This window comes from Pseudomonas ulcerans (assembly GCF_036324125.1).
In the GTDB taxonomy this organism is placed as follows: domain Bacteria; phylum Pseudomonadota; class Gammaproteobacteria; order Pseudomonadales; family Pseudomonadaceae; genus Aquipseudomonas; species Aquipseudomonas ulcerans.
The window spans coordinates 271,988-292,138 of record NZ_JAZDQN010000002.1; the positions used below are offsets into that span (position 1 = coordinate 271,988).

Consider the following 20,151-nt stretch of genomic DNA (forward strand, 5'->3'; position numbering starts at 1 on the left):
TATGAACTCCATTCACCTGCGCAACGTCGTGCTGCCGTGCGCAATGGCCCTGGCATTGCCAGGTTGCAGCGTCGGCCCGGACTACCAGGGGCCTCCCGTCATCGCAGCGAGCGCCGTGCAGGCCTCCCGGCTGCACCGCGCCGATGATGCGATAGGTGTGCAGCCTGGCCTGGCGCACTGGTGGCTGGCCTTCGAGGACGCCCAGCTGGATTCACTGATGGACCTGGCGCTGGCGAACAGCCCCAGCCTGGCCGCGGCCCGCGCCCGGGTGCGCCAGGCCTACGCCGGGTTCGAATTCAAGAGCAGCGACAATCTGCCAAAGGTGGACGCGAACGCGGCAGAGCTGCTGCGCGGCAGCGATAGCGAGCCGGTCTCGCGGTATTACCTCAGTGGGCTGACGGCAAGCTGGGAGCTGGATCTGTTCGGCGCTGGCCGCCGAGCCAGCGAAGGCGCCGAGGCCCAGGCCCAGGCTAGCGACGCCGAGCTGGCCGATGCTCGCCTGCAACTGACGGCGCAGGTCGCCCAGGCCTGGCTGGAATTGCGCAGTCGGCAACTTCGTGCGCAGAAGACCGACCAGGCGTTGGCGCTGGAGCAGCGCCTGCTGCAACTGACCGAGGCACGCTACGAAGGCGGGACTGCTGGCGCCGGAGACGTCGAGCGTTTGCGCACCCAGGTGCGCCAGACCGAGGCCGGTCTGATCGCGTTGCAGGGGCAGGTCGACGAGTCCCTGGATCAACTGGCGTTGTTATGTGGCCAGACACCCGGTAGCTTGGACGCCGGCCTGACGATCAGCGCGCCATTGCCTCGGGTCCAGGCGCCGGTGGTGGAGAGTCCCGCCGCGCTGTTGCGTCAGCGCCCGGATATCCGTGCTGCCGAGCGGCGACTGGCGGCAAGCAGTGCGCAGATCGGCGAGCAGCGCGCGGCGGCCTTCCCGAAGGTGTCGTTGTTCGGCAGCCTGAGTCTTGCCGGTGACAGCGCGGGAGACTTGTGGCGCAAGGGCAACCTCGGCTGGATCGGGGTGCCGTACCTGCAGTGGAACTTCCTGGATTTTGCTCGGAACCGGCACATGGTTGAACAGGCGCAAGCCCGCTACGACGAGGCACTGGCGCAATACTCCTCAAGCGTTCTCGGCGCGTTGCGTGATGCCAACGTGGCGCTGAGCCGTTTTGGTCACGAGCGGCAGCGCGTCGAGGTGCTGCGGCAGGCCGAGGCATCGGCGATCCAGAGTGCTGGCATCAGCGAGCAGCGTTATCGCGGCGGCAGTCGTTCGGCCCTCGATTGGCTGGATGCCGAGCGCACCCGCAATGAAGCCGAACAGCAAAGGATCACCGGCGAGGCCGAGTTGCTGGCCAGCTATGTGACCCTGCAGAAAAGCCTCGGCCTGGGCTGGCAGAGCGAATAGGACCGAAGATGCGCAACAGCCGTCACGACCTGATGTGGAAGCAGCTGCTGCCGGAGACCCGGCGCAGTGATGAGCCGTTGCAAGTGCAGTTGAGCACCGCGTTCGTCAACGCCATCCTTGACGGGCGCCTGCTGGCCGGCACCCGCCTGCCGTCCGGTCGTGACCTGGCACGTCTCACCGGGGTGTCGCGCAACACGGCGATGCTGGCCTATGAGCGACTGATCGCCGAAGGCTATGTGGATGCGCGGCCACGGGACGGCTATTTCGTTTGTTCGCAGATAAGACCAACTGACAGCGTGACCGCTCAACCGACGGTGACGGGATGCGGTCCGGACTGGTCGCGACACTTGCCGCCAGTGCGCCCGGACATTCAGTGGGCCGACCGCCCGAACGTATGGCGCGACGTACGCTACCCGTTCATCTACGGTCAGTTCGACCATCGCCTGTTCCCTATCCACCAGTGGCGCCAATGCAGCCGCCAGGCCCTGGAGCTGCGTGCCGTGGACCGTTGGTGGCAGGAAGGAGAGGAGATCGACTCCACCCAGCTGATCAGCCAGTTGATCCGCCGCGTGCTGCCACGCCGGGGTATCGCCGCCAATGAGGACGAGGTGCTGTTGACCCTGGGGCGGCAGCAAAGCTTCTACTTGCTGGCCCGTCTGTTCGCCCGTGAGGGACGGCGGGTGGCCGTGGAAGATCCGGGGTTCATGGATCCGCGCAATGTCTTCGGCCATGAAGGGGCGGAGGTGGTGCCGATTGCGCTGGACGACGAGGGCGTGGTGATCAGCCGCGAACTGGCGGAATGTGACTACCTGTATTGCACGCCCGGGTATCAGTGTCCGACCGGCATCACCATGAGTGCCGGCCGCCGTCGCGATCTGCTGCGCTTGGCGCGGGAGCGTGACCTGGTGATTTTCGAAGACGACGATGACCCGGAAACCCAGTACGACGGCCAGGGCCAATCGGCGCTCAAGGCCGAGGATCAGGATGGCCGGGTCATCTACCTGAGCAGTCTGTCGAAGCTGTTGTCTCCCGGGCTGGGCATCGGCTTCATCGTCGCCCCGGCCCCGGTCATTGCCCGCCTGCGTGCCTTGCAGCGGCTGATGATCCGGCAGATTCCCGGTAACAACCAGATCGCCACGGCGCTGTTCATCCAGCAGGGCCATTATGATCGCCTGTTGCAGAAAACCCGCGACAGCCTGGCCCATCGAGCGGCGCTGGTGGTGGAGGCATTGCGTCGAGAATTGCCCGATGCGCAGTTCTCGGATCCCCGCGGTGGTGCCACCCTCTGGTTGAAGTTGCCCTGGTGCCACGATTCGCTGGCGTTCTACTACGCAGCGCTGGAGCAGGGTGTGCTGCTCGATCCTGGCAGTGCGTTCTTCATCGATCCCCAAGGGGAGCAGCACTATTTCGTGCGCATGGGTTTCGGCACCATTCCTGTCGAGCGAATCGCGCCAGGTGTGCGTGCGTTGGCGCAGGTCGTGGCAGGACACATTCGCAGCCACCGTCGCTGACATCGCGCAAGTGCACGAAAACAGCGCTGGTTGCACCATCACTGTTCACCTGGCAACACTTGCTTGCGACGAGCGTCAGCGGGCGGGAATCATGATTTCTAAAAACAAACAAAAGATATATTTATCAATAGGTTAACTGGCTCTATCAACTGTTGGCGTTGGCGCCATAGGCTGGAGGAAAAACTGCACGAATGCTCCCGATCGTCCGGATCAAGAAGTCCTGGCGACAGACACAACCCAAGTTGAGGAGGGGAGCTTTGGAATCGTTACTTACACCAGGCCGATGGGCCACCGGCCTGTTCGCGCTGAGCCTGATGAACCTTGCCGTTGCCGCCGAAACGCCAAAAGAGGCACCCAGGGAGGCGCCGGCCTGCGCCGCCTATGAGAAAACCCTGACCCGCGCCGAGCCTGCCAACCGATCGGCTCCGGTCTGCGCGCGCATCGCGCCGGAACTGGGCGGGCTGCGCAAGGCGCTGAACGAGTATGGACTGGGTGTCACCATCACCTCCTATAACGGTTATGCCTATGACCTGGGTGGGCACAACGCCAAGACTCAGCTCTACAACGGGCAGAATCCAAGCTACAACGCCTCGCTCAACCTCTACACCACGTACGACCTGACCCGCCTGGGCTTTGCCAACGACGCCCAGCTCACCCTGGCGGGCCAGGTGGTCCGTTCGACCTACGAGCCCGCCAATCCGGAGGTATCGCAGGTCAGCGTGTTTGCCGTTAACCAGTCGTTCTTCGATCACCAGCTGGAAATCGAGTACGGCTTTATCGCCGGGGTGAAGCTGTTCTATGGCGTCTCCCTGGGGGGCAACGCCTCTACCGCAGCCCTTGGTCCGAGCAGCGTGGTGCCGTTCCAGGTCGGCATGTCGGCCACGGTGCCGACCCCGACCTTCAACGTCATCACCCGGGACAAGTCCCTGCGCTGGTACAACAGCGCGGCCATCACCCGCAGCGTCAGCCCGCAAGGCATCCTCGAAGACGTCAACCGCAACCCCAATGGCCTGCATTGGAAAGTCGACGGTGCCAACCCGATGCTGATCGACGAGTTCGGCTACAAGCGCAACGCTTCGGCCAGCGAGAACGCGGTGTGGTCGCGCTTCGGCATGATGTACAACACCAGCCACTACACCGAGTTCAAGACGGGCGAAGAGTCGGACAACAACTGGGGGATCTACCTGGCGGACACGCACCAGATCAGCAAACCCTATGGCGATGCTCGTGGCTGGTACCTGGAGACCAAGCTCGACTATTCACCGGAGTCGGTGAACGCGCTCAACAAGGCGGTCCAGTTCAGTGCCTTCAATATCGGTCCGATTGCCAGCCGGCCGTTCGACATGGTCTCGCTGGGGTTCAGCAAGAGTTATTACAGCAAGGACCTGCGCGAGGTGTACGACAGCTACCGCATGGAGAGCGTGCCCTACACCATGGCGGTGACCGGTTCCTACGCGGCGCGGCTGCTGCCGGGTGTCTACCTGGTCAACGGCCTGACCTGGACCAAGAACCCGGTGTTCTCCCCGGACCATCCGGATGCGCTGCTGCTGCAGACCTCGCTGAACCTTCTGTTCTGATTCCTTCGACCGTCTTCGTGCCTCGAATCGCCAAGGCGTGCGGGGCCCTGCTTGTGAGCGTGCAATGAACAACACAATGGAAATCAACTCGACCGACGCTGCGCTGGATGCACTGCCTGGTGACGACTACCTGGCCCTCGATGCGACCGAAATGGCCCACCGGATGCGTGACGATGGGCTGCCGCCCGGGGCTTTGCTCGGTGCTGCACTGGCGCGTTGCCGGGCGGTCAACGAGCAGGTCAACGCGGTGGTCCTGGACCACGGCGAACTGGCCGTCGAACGGCTGATGGCACGGGTCGAGTCCGGTGCTGCGCGGGAGGGTGTCCTGGCTGGTGTGCCGATGCTGCTCAAGGATCTCAACACCTATCTGGCAGGCACCGTCACCACCAACGGCTCGCGTCTGCTGGCCGACGCGGTGGCAGACCACAGCAGCACGGTGACCCAGCGCTACGAGCAGGCCGGCATGCTGATCTTTGGCAAGACGGCCAGTCCGGAGTTCGGCCTGACCACGACGACCGAATCGGCGCAGTGGGGGCCGACCCGCAACCCGTGGAACCTCGCCTACAGCGTTGGCGGCTCGTCCGGTGGCGCAGCTGCGGCCGTAGCGGCGGGTATCGTGCCAGTTGCCCATGCCACCGACGGTGGCGGCTCGATCCGCATCCCTGCGTCGTACTGCGGGGTATTCGGCCTCAAGCCCACCCGCTATCGCATCCCTCAAGGCCCCGGCAGCTTCGAAGGCTGGTTCGGCGCCAGCTGTGGGCATGTGGTGTCGCGCACGGTACGCGACTCGGCGTTGTTGATGGATGTCAGCCACGGCCACGAGACGGGCAGCCCCTACTGGCTGGCACCTGAACACAGCAGCTTCGTCGAGCAGATGAACCGGGACCCGGGACGTCTGCGTATCGGCCTGGTCAGCGGCAATCTGACGGGCGTGCCTCTGGATCCTGACATTCAGCGGGTCCTCGATGAAACCGTGGCCTTGCTGTGCAAGCTGGGCCATGAGGTGGAGTCCGTAGCACTGCCGGTCGATGCCGGCCAACTGTTCAGTGCCCACGGCGCGGTGACCTCGACCGCGCTGCTGGCTGCGGTGACGGATCGTGAGACAGCGATGGGCCGCAGCATGGACGAAGACCACCTGGAGCCGATCAGCCGTCACATTCTGGCCAACGCTCGCAACACCTCGGCGGAAACACTGTTCCGTGCCCGACGTGCGTTCGAGCGTATCGGCCAGCAGATGGAGCTGATGCTGGGGCGTTTCGACCTGCTGCTATCGCCGGTCACCGCCAGCCTGACGCCAAGGCTTGAAGTGCTGAGCCTGCAGAATCGCTACGAGGATTACACCCGGGACATCGTCGGCAGCGTGGCCTACACCGTGCTGGCGAACGTCACCGGGCAGCCATCGATGTCGGTGCCGTCAGGTTTCGGTCGGGAGAACCTGCCCATCGGCATGATGTTTACCGCCGGGCTTTGTCGAGAGGGGCTGCTATTGAGCCTGGCACGGCAATTGGAAGTGTCCCGGCCCTGGGCGCATTTGCGCGCGTCGTTGTGAGTCCGTGGCAGGCATCGTCCACGGAGGACGATGCTTGTTGCGCCAGAAAAATTCTTGCGAGATTGCACCGATGAATACGCCACTCGGATCGTTCCGCCGGCACTACACCTTGTTCCTGTTGTTCGTTGTTTCCGCTGTCAACCTTGTCGACCGCCAGATCATGGGGGTGGTGATCGAGCCGATCAAACAGGAGTTCCACGCCACCGATACGCAGATGGGCCTGCTCACAGGCCTGGCGTTTGCCGTCGTCTACTGCGTGTGCTCCCTTGGCATGGGGCGTTATGCCGACCGCAACAATCGGCGCAACCTGATTGCCGGCTGCTGTGCGGTATGGAGCGTGATGACTGCCATGTGTGGCATGGCCACTGGCTTCTGGACCCTCGCGCTGGCCCGACTGGGCGTTGCCGTCGGCGAGTCAGGCAGTAGTGCGGCATCGATGTCGGTTATCGCAGACCTCTATCGTCCCGCCCAGCGTCCCAAGGCCATCAGCGTGTTCATGCTGGCCCCGCCGGTCGGCACCTTGCTCGGCCTTAGCGTCGGCGCCTGGATCACCTACTACTACGGCTGGCGCGAAGCATTCCTGTGGATGGCGATCCCGGGCCTGGTGGCTGCCGTGCTCCTGCGCCTGAGCGGCAGCGAGCCGCAGCGTGGGCATTGGGAGGCGTTTCACGGCGGCGTCGAGAGTGGTCAGGGCGAAAGCATCTGGAAGGTCATCGGGAATGCCTGTCGTTCGAAGCCGTATATCAGCATTGTCCTGGCGGGTGCCTTGCTGGCGTTTGCCGGATACGCCTTCGGTATCTGGAGCTCGGCGTTCCTGGTGCGCAGTCACGGCCTGTCGATCAAGGATGCCGGTGCCGTGATGGGGCTGGCGGCTGGGCCGGGGGCAATCATCGGCTCGCTGTCCAGCGGCTGGCTGACTGCGCACCTGGCCCGCCGCGACGTGCGCTGGCAGTTGGGCATTCCGGTCATTGGCGCGTTGCTGGCGATGCCGCTGGCGATCGCCTCGGTGCTGCTCCCCGCGACGGATCCCTGGACCCTGGGCAGCCTGGTGGTGCCACGTGCGGCACCGTTCATCTTCGGCATGTCGGTATTCGGCATGTGGTGGATGGCGCCCACCTACACCGCCGTGGCGCAGATGGTTGCGCCGGGGCGCCGCGCGACCCTGCTGGCGTTCTACAACTTCGGCATCATGGCCCTGGGTGCCGGGCTTGGCCCGCTGGTCACCGGCATGATCAGCGATGCCCTGACTCCAACCCTCGGTAGCGATGCCTTGCGCTGGGCGCTGGTGGTCAGTGCTGGAGCTTATGTACTGGCAGCGATCGTGCTGGTGCAGGCGTTGGGCAGTTATGCCCGCGGCTCCCAACCGGTGATGGAGCCGGTGGTCTCCGGTGATGGGCGGAAGGCTTCCTGCGCCTGACTGGCCAGGACATCCTGCGTGACGTCCAGATAGCACAAAGCCCCATTGCTGGGGCTTTGTGGGGTGTTTGGTGGAACCGGGGGGATTTGAACCCCCGTCCGCCAGTGCTCCGCTGTCGGTACTACATGCTTAGCCGTGTCTATTGAGTTAATCCGCAGCCGCCCGACGGGCAGGGTGCTTTGGACGAGTTGTGTAAGTTTTAGCCGCTTCGTCCACAACGTACTGCACGGCGATCCTGTTCTGTATGACAATCATTTCGGGTTTACAGGCATCCCCTGATGATTGCTGGAGCCGAAGCTACCAGAAGAGCGGGCTCGGCTGCTTACGCAGCGAGAGCGTAGCCCTCGTAGTTTTCGTCATTGGCAACTATAGAAAGTTGCAACAGTGGATTTACGAGTTCTGTTACCAACTCGGCATGCACCTAAAGTTTCACTACCGGCGTCGAATCCTAATCGGCCCCAATTTTTCAACTCTAAGCTGACGCCTTTTCAGGCGCGTAGGGCGGAGTATACGCCATCATCCGGGCGGCGTATACCGTCGCCCGGATGCTCTGGCTCACTCGCTGCCGCCACCCTTGGTGGTGTTCTGCAGGTCCTGCAGGGCCTTGGTGGTAAGGGCAATGCAGTCCTTGTCGTTGCCGGCGGTTTTTGCGGCCCGCGCATCTTCGGCCTGTTCCTTGACCGACTTGACCAGGTCTTCCGAGGTGGCTCCGAGGCTGGCCAGCTGATCGTCGATCTTCTGCAGGTTGGCGGTGCACAGGTCATCCGCCGCGAACACAGGGGAGGCAAGCAATGTGGCGGCCATGAACAGTCCGGTAATCGCAGTACGCTTCATGTGAATCTCCTTGGCTGAGAGGATGGCCCGGGGAACATCGGGCCTGATGGGTGGACTGCACCGTTCGCCAGGGAGTTCAGAGGAATGTTGCGACCGGTTGGCTTGCTTCCCAACCGGTCGTCGGGCGCGTCTCAGATTGCCCGCGGACGGGTCACCCGATCCACCAGGTAGACCAGCCCGTGGTAGTCGATCCCGGCATGGGTCGACAGGCCGATCTCGCAGGTGCGGCTGGTGGAGATGCCTTCCTCGCAGTACTGCACCGCGTCCTTCAGGCTGCGCAGCGAGTGGGCGTTGAGCTCCGGCGTGGTGAAACCCTTGTCGCCGGCGAAGCCGCAGCAGTGGATGCCTTCCGGGATCACCACCTGTTTGCTGCACAGGCGCGCCAGGTCGATCAGTGCCTGGCTTTCGCCGAGGTGCTGGGTGCTGCAGGTCACGTGCACGGCGATCGGTGCGTCCTGCGCGGTGAACTCCAGCTTGTCCAGCAGGTGCGTGCGGATGAAACGCACCGGGTCGTACAGGTCGAGACGGGTTTCTGCCAGGTCCTGGACCAGGCGCAAGGTGCAGGGGCTGGTGTCGCAGTAGATCGGGTCGAGGCCGCCGCGGCTGGCGTGGAGCAGGGCGCCGATCAGTTCCTGGCGCTTGTGCTCGGCCTGTTCGGCGTAGCCCTTGGAGGCGAACGGCTGGCCACAGCAGAGGCTGTCCTGGTTATCCGGGAATACCACCTGGTAGCCGGCCTTTTCCAGCAGGCCGCGGGTCTTGTCCAGCAGCGAGGTCTGCTCGCGATCACCCGCCGCGGGGCCCATCACCCGCGACACGCAGGCGGCCAGGTAGACCACTCGCGGCCGCGCGTCGTTGGCTGCGATGCTGGCGACCGGGTTCTTCAGCGGTTGCGGCATGGCCGGCGTCCACTGCGGCAAACGACCGTTGCTGGCCTTGCTCAGCGAGCGACTGATCTGCCCCAGGCGCGTTGCGCCAAGCAGGCGGTGCGCCCCGTTGGCGACCCGCAGGGTCAGGCGCGCACCACTCAATGCGGTATGGAAATTTTCGGCCAGCCAGTCGGCGGTCTTGCCGTGGTGGGCTGCCTGGCCGCGCAGCTTCTTCACCAGCTCGCCGGTGTTGATACCCACCGGGCAGCGTTGCGCGCACAGCCCGGTGGCGGCGCAGGTGTCGATGCCCTGGTACTGATAGTCGCGCTCCAGTGCCGAGGTGTCTTCGCCGGCGCGTTTTTTCGCCTGGATATCCCGCCACATGACGATGCGCTGGCGCGGGCTCAGGGTCAGTCCCTTGGACGGGCACACCGGCTCGCAGAAACCGCACTCGATGCACTTGTCGACGATCTCGTCTGCTGCCGGCAGCGGTTTCAGATTCTTCAGATGGATATCCGGGTCTTCGCTGAGCACCACATCCGGGTTGAGGATGCCGTTGGGGTCGAGCAGGCGCTTGAGCTTCCACATCAGCTCGTAGGCATCCCGGCCCCATTCCAGCTCGACGAACGGCGCCATGTTGCGCCCGGTGCCGTGCTCGGCCTTCAGGGAACCGCCGAATTCCACCGCGACCAATTGCGCCACGTCATCCATGAAGGCCTGGTAGCGCGCAACTTCGGTGGCGCTGTTGAAGCCCTGGGTGAAGACGAAGTGCAGGTTGCCTTCCAGCGCATGGCCGAAAATGATCGCTTCGTCGTAGCGGTGCTTGTCGAACAGCTGGATCAGGCGGTTGACGCCCTCGGCCAGTTGCTCGACCGGGAAGGTGACGTCTTCGATAATCACCGTGGTCCCGGTCTGACGTACCGCGCCGACGGCGGGGAAGGTGTCCTTGCGAATTTTCCACAGCAGGTTGTATACCGCCGGGTCCTCGCTGAAATCGACCTTCTGCTCCAGCGGGAACTCGGCGATGGACGCCATGATCTGCGCCAGTTGTTCGTGCAGCAGCGTCTGGCTGGCGGCGCGGGATTCGATGAGCAGGGCGCAGGCATTGTCCGACAGGCCTTTCACCCATTCCGGCATGCCCGGCTTGTCCTGCACCGAGCGCAGGCTGCGGCGGTCCAGCAGCTCCACGGCGGACACCGGTTGCTGCTTGAGCACGGTCACCGCGCGGCAGCAGCTTTCCACCGTGGGGAAGACGATCAGCGCCGAGGCCTTGTGCGGGTGGTCGGGGACGGTGTCGTAGGTCACTGCACTGATAAAACCGAGGGTGCCTTCGGAGCCGACCAGCAGGTGTTGCAGGATGTCGAGCGGCTGGTCGTAGTCCACCAGTGCATTCAAGGACAGGCCGGTGGTGTTCTTCAGTCGGTACTTGTGCCGGATGCGCTCAGCCAGCGCGGTGTTGGCGCGGGTCTCGCGACCGAGTCGGGCGAGTTCTTCCAGCAGGCCGGTGTGGCTGCTTTCGAAGGCGCTCACGCTAGCCGGATCTTCACTGTCCAGGCGCGTGCCATCGGCCAGCACCAGGCGCAGGCCGGCCAGGGTGTGGTAGGTGTTCTGCGCGGTGCCGCAGCACATGCCGCTGGCGTTGTTGGCGACGATGCCGCCGATCTTGCAGGCGTTGATCGAGGCCGGGTCGGGGCCGATCTTGCGTCCGAACGGCGCCAGCCAGGCGTTGGCCTGGGCGCCGATCACGCCGGGCTGCAGGCGAATCTGCTCGCCTTGGCCGCGGATCTCGCGGCCGTTCCAGTTGTCGCCGAGGACGATCAGTACCGAGTCGCTGATGGCCTGGCCGGACAGGCTGGTGCCGGCGGCGCGGAAGGTCACCGGGACGCGCTCGCGTTGGGCGAGCTGGATCAGGCCGACCACTTCGTCTTCGGATTCGACGCGCACCACCAGCTTGGGAATCAGCCGGTAGAAGCTGGCGTCGGTGCCGAAGGCCAGGGTCGAGGTGGGATCGTCGAAGCGGCGGTCGGCGGGGATCAGGCGCTCGGCATCGCGGAGGAATGCGGCGGGCAGGCTCATGCAGGCTCCTCGCGGGGTCGCGGCGTCTGGCGCGCCGCGTGCCCCGGTCAATCAGGCGGTAGGGTGAGGCGGGCGCGCTCAGGCGCCCAGTTCGCGGACCAGCGAATCGCGAGTGATCTCGCTGATCGACTTGGCGCCGGTGAGCACCATGGCGACGCGCATTTCCTTTTCGAACAGCTCCAGCAGGTTCTTCACCCCGGCTTCGCCGTGGGTCGCCAGGGCGTAGAGGAAGGCGCGGCCGATCAGCACGGTGTCGGCGCCGAGGGCGATCATGCGCACCACGTCGAGGCCGCTGCGGATGCCGGAGTCGGCGAGGATCTTCAGGTCGCCCTTCACCGCGTCGGCGATCGCCGGCAGGGCGCGGGCGCTGGACAGCACGCCGTCGAGCTGGCGGCCGCCGTGGTTGGAGACGACGATGCCGTCGGCGCCGAACTTCACGGCGTCCTTCGCATCCTCGGGATCGAGGATGCCCTTGATGACCATCGGGCCATCCCAGAATTCACGAATCCATTCCAGGTCTTTCCAGGAGATGGACGGGTCGAAGTTGGCCCCCAGCCAGCCGATGTAGTCGGCCAGGCCGGTGGGGTTGCCGCGGTATTTGGAAATGTTGCCGAGGTCGTGGGGACGGCCCAGAAGGCCGACGTCCAGGGCCCATTGCGGGTGGGTCATGGCTTGCCAGACGCGACGCAGCGGCGCGTTCGGGCCGCTCATGCCGGAGTGGGCGTCGCGGTAGCGGGCGCCGGGTACCGGCATGTCGACGGTGAACACCAGGGTGGTGACGCCGGCGGCCTTGGCCCGTTCCAGGGCGTTGCGCATGAAACCGCGGTCTTTCAGGACGTAGAGCTGGAACCACATCGGCCGGTCGATGGCCGGCGCGACTTCCTCGATCGGGCACACCGACACCGTGGACAGGGTGAACGGAATGCCTTTCGCCGCCGCCGCACGCGCGGCCTGCACTTCGCCGCGCCGGGCGTACATGCCGGTCAGGCCGACCGGGGCCAGGGCCACGGGCATGCTCAGGGTTTCGTTGAACAACTTCGTTTCGAGGCTCAGCTCGGACATGTTCTTCAACACGCGCTGGCGCAGGGCGATCCCGGCCAGGTCTTCGACGTTGTGGCGCAGGGTGTGCTCGGCGTAGGCGCCACCGTCGGCATAGTGGAACAGGAACGGCGGCAGCTTGCGTTGGGCCGCAGCGCGATAGTCGGTGGAGGCAGAAATGATCATGGGATCTCGCAGCTATTTGTGTGAGAAGGCAACTGCCGGGCGCTTCGGAAAAGCGCCCGGCCCCTGTCACTTTAGTGAACCAGCATGCCGGTCAGCCAATACGCCTGGATCAGGGTGATCAGGCCGACGATGGTGGCGAAGAACAGGCTGTGCTTGAGGGTGAAGCGGAACAGGTCCGATTCCTTGCCGACCAGGCCAGTGGCGGCGCAGGCCACGGCGATGGATTGTGGCGAGATCATCTTGCCGGTCACGCCGCCGCTGGTGTTGGCTGCGACCAGCAGGGTGTCGTTGACCCCGATCTGGTGGGCGGTGGTGGCCTGCAGCGAGCTGAACAGGGCATTGGACGAGGTGTCCGAGCCGGTCAGGAACACGCCCAGCCAGCCGAGGAACGGCGAGAAGAACGGGAACGCGGCGCCGGTGCCGGCCAGGACCAGGGCCATGGTCGACGACATGCCCGAGTAGTTGGTGACGAAGGCGAACGCCAGGACCATGCCGATGGACAGGATCGGCCAGCGCAGCTCGTAGAAGGTCTCTTTCAAAGTGGTCAGACCAGTTTTGAGGTTGATCTTCAGGACCACCATCGAGATCAGCGCGGACAGGAAGATCGCGGTGCCGGTGGCGGAAATCGGGTCGAGCTTGAACACCGCCGGAATCGGCGTCGGGTTGGCGACGATCGGCGCGCTCTTGATCACCAGTTGGTCCAGGTGCGGGATGGCGAAGTTGAACACCCAGTTGTACATGGCACCGCCGCTGGCGAACGCGGCCTTGAACGGTTTCAGGGTCCAGATGGTGACCAGCACGGTGAGGACCAGGAATGGCGACCAGGCTTTGAAGATCTCGCCGAAGCTGTACGGGGTCGGCTGGCTGCCACCCTTGACCACGGCGGCGCCGACGCTGGCGGTCGCGGTGGTGAAGGAGTTCTTCGGCTGCCAGACCTTGAGGAACAGGGTCAGGGAAATCAGCGAGGCCAGGGCCGAGGTGATGTCCGGCAGTTCAGGGCCGATGAAGTTCGAGGTGAAGTACTGGGTGACGGCGAAGCTCAGGCCGGCGACCAGCGCGGCAGGCCAGGTCTCCTTCACGCCTTTCAGGCCGTCCATCATGAACACCAGCCAGAACGGTACGAACAGAGACAGCAGCGGCAGCTGGCGACCGGTCATGGCGCCGATGTGGAAGGCGTCGATGCCGGTGACCTGGCCGGCCACGATGATCGGGATGCCCAGCGCGCCGAAGGCGACCGGCGCGGTATTGGCGATCAGGCACAGGCCGGCGGCGTACAGCGGGTTGAAGCCCAGGCCGACGAGCAGGGCGGCGGTAATGGCGACAGGCGCACCGAAACCGGCCGCACCTTCGAGGAAGGCACCGAAGCAGAAGCCGATCAGCAGGACCTGCAGGCGCTGGTCGTCGGTGATCGACAGCACCGAGCTGCGGATCACTTCGAACTGGCCGCTCTTGACCGTCAGTTTGTAGAGGAATACCGCAGCGACGATGATCCAGGCGATGGGCCACAGGCCATAGGCAAAACCGTAGCCGGCAGCGGCGAAGGCCATGTCGGCAGGCATCTGGAAGGCGAAGATCGCCACCAGGATCGACAGGGCCAGGGTGATGCTGCCCGCGATGTGTCCCTTGAGTCGGAACACGGCCAGCGCCAGGAAGAAGAAGACGATTGGAATGACCGCCGCCAGGGCGGACAGGCCAAGACTACCAAGCGGACTATAGAGTTGTTGCCAGGTTTGCATGTGGGATGGCCCCTAATTGTTGTTGGTAAGGCACTGGCATTGGTTAATTGGTAAGACCAATTTACAATGTCGAGGCGCTAGGTTAAAAGCCTCCCTGTGGGTGTGTCAATTTGTCCCCGCAAAACTTTCGTCGAAGGGTGTGGGACGGCTGTAACTGAGTGGTCAGGAAACTTGCCAACTGATGGGTGTGGCGAGGGGCTGGATGCGCCAGAATAGGCGGCCCCGAACTGACTCGGGATTGTGGAGAGCACGTGATGGTTTTCGATCAGGTCCGCCAGCGCCGTTTGTCCGACGACATCGTCGAGCGGCTGGAAGGGATGATTCTTGAGGGCACCTTGACCGCTGGCGAACGTCTGCCGGCGGAGCGGGCGCTGGCTGAACAGTTCGGCGTTTCGCGGCCATCGCTGCGCGAGGCGATCCAGAAGCTGGTGGCCAAGGGCATGCTGGTCAGTCGCCAGGGCGGCGGCAACTACGTGGCCGAGGCGCTGGGTACGACCTTCAGCGATCCGTTGCTGCAACTGCTCGAAAGCAATCCGGAGGCCCAGCGCGACCTGCTGGAGTTTCGCCACACCCTGGAGGCGTCATGCGCCTATTACGCGGCGATGCGCGCGACGGATGTCGATCGCGAGCGGCTCAAGGCGGCGTTCGACACGCTGCAGGACTGCTACACCCGCAACGACGAAGTGAGCCGGGCCGAGGAGGGCGCTGCTGATGCGCGCTTCCACCTGGCGATTGCCGAGGCCAGTCATAACGCGGTGTTGCTGCATACCATCCGTGGGCTGTTCGATCTGCTCAAGCGCAACGTGGTGACCAATATCGGCGGCATGTACAAGCAGCGTGCGGAAACCCGCGACATGCTGATCAGTCAGCACCGTGATCTTTATCTGGCGATCGTCGAAGGGCGTGCGCAGGATGCGCGGGAGGTGTCGAGCCGGCACATTCTGTATGTGCAGGAGGTGCTGGAGGAGGTACGGCAGGAAGTGCAGCGGGTGGCACGGGCGGAGCGGCGCAAGGGGCGCTGAGCTTGTGTTGCTGCTGATGGCCTCATCGCTGGCAAGCCAGCTCCCACAGGGTTCGCGGCGCATGCGTTCCTTGTGGGAAGGCCATCGAGGATACAGAAAGAACTAGTCTTCCCGGCCCTTGTTGCGCACAGCACGTTGCAGTTCGCGATTGGAATCCCGCTCACGCTCGGTATCGCGCTTGTCGTATTCCTTCTTGCCCTTGCCCAAAGCGATTTCGCACTTGATCAAGTGCTTGCTCCAGTACATGGACAACGCGACGCAGGTATAACCCTTCTGCTGCACGCCAACGAACAGGCGCTCCAGCTCGCGGCGATTGAGCAGCAGCTTGCGGGTGCGGGTCGGGTCGGCGATGACGTGGGTACTGGCGGTCGTCAGCGGAGTGATGTGGCTGCCCATCAGCCAGGCTTCACCGTCCTTGAGCAGCACGTAGCTGTCCACCAGGTGGGCCTTGCCGGCACGCAGGCTTTTTACTTCCCAACCGGACAGGACCAGTCCGGCCTCGAATTTGTGTTCGATGAAGTAATCGTGTCGCGCTTTCTTGTTCTGCGCGATGGTCCCTGTCGGATGTTTCTTTTGTTTGGCCATAGGGGCGGCATTATAGGCAGTCGTCGCGTCGGCGGCTACGGGGTCCTGTGTGCTTGAGCCATCGAGATGAATCCCGGACAATGCGCGGATTTTTCACAGTGAACCTGTTGTCGCTTGCTATGTGGCAATCGGCCAGTTGCTAGGCGTCCTATTCTTTGTTCTAGTGTCGCCGCTTCATTTTTTCGCTCAGTTTTGGACATGACGCCTGGATGACTACCCATATTCAACGGTCGGCCCTGCTGCCTTATCCCGCTCAGGCACTCTACGATCTGGTCAACGACGTAAAGCGCTATCCGGAATTCCTGCCGTGGTGCTCGGGCAGCACGGTGCTGGAAGAGAGCGGGACTCACATGCGTGCCAAGGTGGAAGTGGCGAAGGGCGGCATCAGCCAGCATTTCGTCACGCGCAACGTGCTGGTGCCGGGACAGTCGATCGAGATGAATCTTGAGGAAGGCCCGTTCAGCCAGTTGCATGGCCTGTGGGTATTCAAGCCGCTGGGCGCGAAGGCCTGCAAGATCAGCCTGGACCTGTCGTTCGAGTATTCCGGTGCCTTGGTGAAGGCGACCTTGGGGCCGTTGTTCAATCAGGCTGCGAATACCTTGGTCGACGCGTTTTGCCAGCGGGCCAAGCAGCTCAACGGGTGACTTGGCGACAGGCACAAAAAAGCCCGAACATGTTCGGGCTTTTTATTGCGTGCAGCGAAGTTACTCGGTGCGCAGTGGTTCCTGGACCGGGACCGGCATGACTTCGATGGTATCGACGTCGCGCTGGATCTTGTCTTCCAGCGAGCCCGGGCGGGCAGGCTTGTCTTGCTTGAACGGCTGGGCCTGTTTTTGCTCTGGCTGGCTGACGGTGGTGCCGCTTTCGTTACCAAGAATTTCCTGGTCGCGGCTTACGCCCGGCATGAAGTCGCCAGAGAGGCTGGCCAGTTGGTCGTTCTCGTTGAAGAAGATGCTGATGCGTTCCTGCTGACGCTCACCGCCACCGGGCTGCAGGCTGTACAGATAGTCCCAGCGATTGGTGTGGAAAGTATCCTGGATCAGCGGGTTGCCCATGATAAACCTTACTTGCCGGCGGGTCATTCCGGGGCGCAATTGGTCTATCATGTCTTGCGTTACGACATTGCCCTGCTGGATGTCGATTTTGTAAACCCCGGGAAACGAGCAACCGGCGAGTGCGAGCAGTCCCACGAGGGTGAGGCTGGTTAGCAAGAGCTTGGTGTTTTGCATCGGTGGGCGACTTCCACTATCTTGGCTGGACAACGTAAACCCCGATCATACCCGTATTCAGAGAAGCTGCGAAGCAGCATCGGCGAGAAAGCTGACCATGGTTGAAAATAGCGAACTGCGCAAAGCCGGTCTCAAGGTAACCCTGCCTCGAGTCAAGATCCTACAGATGCTCGACTCCACCGAGCAGCGCCACATGAGCGCTGAAGATGTCTACAAGGCATTGATGGAAGCTGGAGAAGATGTCGGCCTGGCCACGGTCTACCGTGTCCTGACCCAGTTCGAGGCGGCTGGCCTGGTCGTGCGTCATAACTTCGACGGCGGTCATGCGGTCTTCGAGCTGGCCGACGGCGGCCACCACGACCATATGGTCAACGTGGATTCCGGTGAGGTGATCGAGTTCTTCGATCCCGAAATCGAGAAGCGCCAGAAGGAAATCGTCGCCCAGCACGGTTACGAGCTGGTCGATCACAATCTGGTGCTGTACGTCCGCAAGAAGAAGTAACAACTTGCGGTAGAAACAAAGAAGGCGACCCTCGGGTCGCCTTCTTTGTTTCCGGGTAATCAACCCTTGCTCGTCACCACCATCTTTTTCGCATGGGCCAGGGATTCCTTGGTCAGGTCGATGCCGCCGAGCATCCGCGCCACTTCTTCGACCCGCTCGCGCTTGCCCAGGCTGGCGACTGCCGTGTGGGTCGCATCGCTGTTGCGCACCTTGTGCACGAACAGGTGGTGGTGACCCTGCGCCGCAACTTGTGGCAGGTGAGTAACGGTCAGGACCTGCCCGCGTTCGCCGAGGCGGCGCAGCAACTGGCCAACGATTTCCGCAGTGGGGCCGCCGATGCCTACGTCCACCTCGTCGAAGACCAGGGTCGGGATGCGCGAGGTCTGCGCGGTGATCACCTGGATCGCCAGGCTGATCCGTGACAGCTCGCCGCCCGAGGCTACTTTCGCCAGCCCTTTCAGCGGCTGGCCCGGGTTGGCGCTGACCAGCAGTTCCACGTGCTCCAGACCATTGGGATGCAGCTCCTTGTCGCTGACGGGGCGCAGTTCGATGCAGAAGCGCCCGCCCGGCATGCCCAGGCGCTGGATTTCCTGCTCCACTGCAGCGGCCAGTTGGGTCGCCGCGGTCTGGCGCAGGGCACTGAGCTCGCTGGCCTTCTCCTGATAATGACGGGCGTAGGCCTTGAGTTCTTCTTCCAGGCGTTCGATGGATTCGTCGTTGGCGTTCAGGCTTTCCAGCTCCTCGCCTAGGCGCTGTTGCAGTGGAGTCAGTTCGCTGGGGTGGACACGGTGCTTGCGAGCCAGGGTGTACAGGGTGTCGAGGCGTTCTTCCAGTTGCTGCAGGCGCATCGGGTCGGCATCGAAGTTGTCGAGGAAGCGGTTGAGTTCGCCCACGGCTTCCTCGACCTGGATCTGCGCGCTGGCGATCAGATTTACTGCTTCGCCCAGGGCGCGTGGTGCGTTCTGGACCGCGGTCAGGCGGTTTAGGCTGGCGGTCAGGGCACTGAGTACGTTGCCCGAATCGCTCTCGCTGCAATGGTCGATCACCTGACGGCAGATGCCGAACAGTGCCTCGGCATTGGTCAGGTTCTTGTGTTCCTGTTCCAGTTGCTCAAGCTCGTTCTCGCCCAGACCGAGGTTGTCCAGTTCTTCCAGCTGATAGCTGAGTAGCTGGTGGCGTGCGCGTTGTTCGTCGCCGGAGTTGTACAGCCGGTCCAGCTCGGTCCGAATCTGCCGCCAGCGTTGCGCGGCCAGTTGTACTTGACGCGCGAGGTCGGTGGCGCCGGCGTATTCGTCGAGCAGGCGGCGGTGGGTGTCGGTCTTCAGTAGCGACTGGTGCTCGTGCTGGCTGTGGATGTCGATCAGCAGTTCGCCGACTGCCTTGAGGTCGCCAAGCGGGCAGGGCGTGCCGTTGATATAGCCGCGGCTGCGACCTTCGGCGGTAATCACCCGGCGCAGGATGCACGGGCCGTCACTGTCCAGGTCGCGTTCGGCCAGCCAGGTACGGGCCTCGGGAATATCGCCGAGGTCGAAGGTGGCGAGGATGTCCGCCTTGTCCGCGCCGGGGCGCACCACGCCGCTATCGGCACGATCGCCAAGGGTCAGGCCGAGAGCGTCGAGCATGATCGACTTGCCGGCCCCGGTTTCTCCGGTGATCACGCTCATGCCGCGGGCGAGTTCGAGATCGAGGTGCTCGACGATGGCGTAGTTGTGGATGGACAGGTGCACCAGCATGCGGGCGGCTCCCAGAAAAAAGGTCTGGTTATTTATACAGTGTTTTGCTTTTTTCTGACAATGCCCGCCCTTAGTCCGATTCGCTCGGCGAGATCGGTTTTTGATCGCGGACAGTTATGTCTGGCGCACATTGATGTTCAATCGCCCTTGAAGCCTCTGTTTGCGCCCCCATATAGGCCGGCAGATGCGCGAGTCGAGCTCGCTGACGACATTGAGAGGAGATAATTCATGGCTGATGAGCAGAAGCTGGACGAACAGAATCCGAACGTCGAGAAAACCGCCGAAGCCGGCACTGAGGAACTGGTAGCACGCGTGCAACTGCTCGAAGAGCAGGTGGCCGCCGCCCAGGACCAGGCCCTGCGTACCGCAGCCGACCTGCAGAACGTGCGCCGTCGCGCCGAACAGGACGTGGAAAAGGCGCACAAATTCGCCCTGGAGAAGTTCGCTGGCGATCTTCTCCCGGTCATCGACAGCCTGGAGCGCGGCCTGGAGCTGTCCAGCGCGGACGATGAAAGCATTCGCCCGATGCGCGAAGGCATCGAACTGACACTGAAAATGTTCCAGGACACCCTCAAGCGCTTCAATCTCGAAGCCATCGATCCGCACGGCGAACCGTTCAACGCCGAACTGCACCAGGCGATGGCCATGCAGGAAAGCGCCGAGGTCGAGCCGAACAGCGTGCTCAAGGTGTTCCAGAAGGGCTACCAGCTCAACGGGCGCCTGCTGCGCCCGGCCATGGTCGTGGTCAGCAAGTCGCCAGCTCCTGTTTCGCCTTCGATCGACGAGAAGGCTTGAAATTAGCCGGCTGACCCCCATCTAGGTGTCAAGCGTTTAAGTGCTACCGCAGTTGGCAACCACCGCTGCGGCAACCAAATCCAAAGTTTCGGG

At 63.3% G+C, this 20,151-nt stretch carries 16 protein-coding genes and 1 other RNA gene; 9 read left to right on the forward strand and 8 right to left on the reverse strand.

Going from position 1 to position 20,151, the window contains the following annotated elements; translation table 11 throughout:
* Position 1: 1 nt before the first annotated feature.
* The 5 genes from V0R59_RS03205 to V0R59_RS03225 all read left to right on the forward strand — a co-directional run bounded on the left by V0R59_RS03205 (position 2) and on the right by V0R59_RS03225 (position 7,456).
* Positions 2-1,402, forward strand: coding sequence for an efflux transporter outer membrane subunit (locus V0R59_RS03205; protein ID WP_330073083.1), 1,401 nt, complete (start codon positions 2-4; stop codon positions 1,400-1,402).
* An 8-nt stretch (positions 1,403-1,410) separates the two neighbouring features.
* Positions 1,411-2,913, forward strand: coding sequence for a MocR-like pyridoxine biosynthesis transcription factor PdxR (gene pdxR / locus V0R59_RS03210; RefSeq protein WP_330073082.1), 1,503 nt, complete (start codon positions 1,411-1,413; stop codon positions 2,911-2,913).
* Positions 2,914-3,170: 257 nt separating this feature from the next.
* Positions 3,171-4,490, forward strand: coding sequence for a carbohydrate porin (locus tag V0R59_RS03215; protein WP_330073081.1), 1,320 nt, complete (start codon positions 3,171-3,173; stop codon positions 4,488-4,490).
* Positions 4,491-4,554: 64 nt separating this feature from the next.
* Entirely contained in the window at positions 4,555-6,039 is a 1,485-nt protein-coding gene (locus V0R59_RS03220; protein WP_330073080.1) for an amidase, read from the forward strand.
* A gap of 70 nt (positions 6,040-6,109) precedes the next feature.
* Positions 6,110-7,456, forward strand: a complete 1,347-nt coding sequence (locus V0R59_RS03225) for a spinster family MFS transporter (protein ID WP_330073079.1) — start codon at positions 6,110-6,112, stop codon at positions 7,454-7,456.
* 68 nt (positions 7,457-7,524) lie between these two features.
* Here V0R59_RS03225 and ssrA read toward each other — a convergent pair.
* From ssrA to V0R59_RS03250, 5 genes are all read right to left on the reverse strand, one after another.
* Positions 7,525-7,916, reverse strand: a transfer-messenger RNA (tmRNA) gene (ssrA, locus tag V0R59_RS03230).
* Positions 7,917-8,011: 95 nt separating this feature from the next.
* On the reverse strand, positions 8,012-8,290 hold the full coding sequence (locus tag V0R59_RS03235) for a hypothetical protein (protein ID WP_330073078.1): 279 nt from the start codon (positions 8,288-8,290) through the stop codon (positions 8,012-8,014).
* 131 nt (positions 8,291-8,421) lie between these two features.
* Positions 8,422-11,232 carry an FAD-binding and (Fe-S)-binding domain-containing protein gene (locus V0R59_RS03240; RefSeq protein WP_330073077.1) on the reverse strand — a complete coding sequence of 937 codons (2,811 nt, stop codon included), beginning with the start codon at positions 11,230-11,232 and terminating at the stop codon, positions 8,422-8,424.
* A gap of 78 nt (positions 11,233-11,310) precedes the next feature.
* On the reverse strand, positions 11,311-12,456 hold the full coding sequence (gene lldD, locus V0R59_RS03245) for an FMN-dependent L-lactate dehydrogenase LldD (RefSeq protein WP_330073076.1): 1,146 nt from the start codon (positions 12,454-12,456) through the stop codon (positions 11,311-11,313).
* Positions 12,457-12,527: 71 nt separating this feature from the next.
* A complete protein-coding gene (locus V0R59_RS03250) occupies positions 12,528-14,192 on the reverse strand; it encodes a lactate permease LctP family transporter (protein WP_330073075.1) in 1,665 nt (554 codons plus the stop codon).
* A 254-nt stretch (positions 14,193-14,446) separates the two neighbouring features.
* Between V0R59_RS03250 and V0R59_RS03255 the strand changes: the two genes are divergently transcribed.
* Positions 14,447-15,214 carry a GntR family transcriptional regulator gene (locus tag V0R59_RS03255; protein ID WP_330073074.1) on the forward strand — a complete coding sequence of 256 codons (768 nt, stop codon included), beginning with the start codon at positions 14,447-14,449 and terminating at the stop codon, positions 15,212-15,214.
* Between the two features lie 102 nt (positions 15,215-15,316).
* On the opposite strand, the gene smpB is transcribed toward V0R59_RS03255, so the two are convergent.
* Positions 15,317-15,799 (reverse strand): SsrA-binding protein SmpB, encoded by a 483-nt coding sequence (smpB, locus tag V0R59_RS03260; RefSeq protein WP_330073073.1) that lies wholly within the window; start codon positions 15,797-15,799, stop codon positions 15,317-15,319.
* A gap of 209 nt (positions 15,800-16,008) precedes the next feature.
* Here smpB and V0R59_RS03265 point away from each other — a divergent pair, with 209 nt between their 5' ends.
* Positions 16,009-16,443, forward strand: coding sequence for a type II toxin-antitoxin system RatA family toxin (locus tag V0R59_RS03265; protein WP_330073072.1), 435 nt, complete (start codon positions 16,009-16,011; stop codon positions 16,441-16,443).
* A 60-nt stretch (positions 16,444-16,503) separates the two neighbouring features.
* On the opposite strand, the gene V0R59_RS03270 is transcribed toward V0R59_RS03265, so the two are convergent.
* Positions 16,504-17,028 carry an outer membrane protein assembly factor BamE gene (locus V0R59_RS03270; RefSeq protein WP_330073071.1) on the reverse strand — a complete coding sequence of 175 codons (525 nt, stop codon included), beginning with the start codon at positions 17,026-17,028 and terminating at the stop codon, positions 16,504-16,506.
* A gap of 97 nt (positions 17,029-17,125) precedes the next feature.
* On the opposite strand from V0R59_RS03270, the gene fur reads away from it, so the two are divergent.
* Entirely contained in the window at positions 17,126-17,530 is a 405-nt protein-coding gene (gene fur, locus V0R59_RS03275) for a ferric iron uptake transcriptional regulator (RefSeq protein ID WP_042125706.1), read from the forward strand.
* A 59-nt stretch (positions 17,531-17,589) separates the two neighbouring features.
* Here fur and recN read toward each other — a convergent pair whose 3' ends face one another.
* Entirely contained in the window at positions 17,590-19,263 is a 1,674-nt protein-coding gene (gene recN / locus V0R59_RS03280; protein ID WP_330073070.1) for a DNA repair protein RecN, read from the reverse strand.
* Between the two features lie 228 nt (positions 19,264-19,491).
* On the opposite strand from recN, the gene grpE reads away from it, so the two are divergent.
* Positions 19,492-20,058 (forward strand): nucleotide exchange factor GrpE, encoded by a 567-nt coding sequence (grpE, locus tag V0R59_RS03285; RefSeq protein ID WP_330073069.1) that lies wholly within the window; start codon positions 19,492-19,494, stop codon positions 20,056-20,058.
* Positions 20,059-20,151 lie beyond the last annotated feature (93 nt).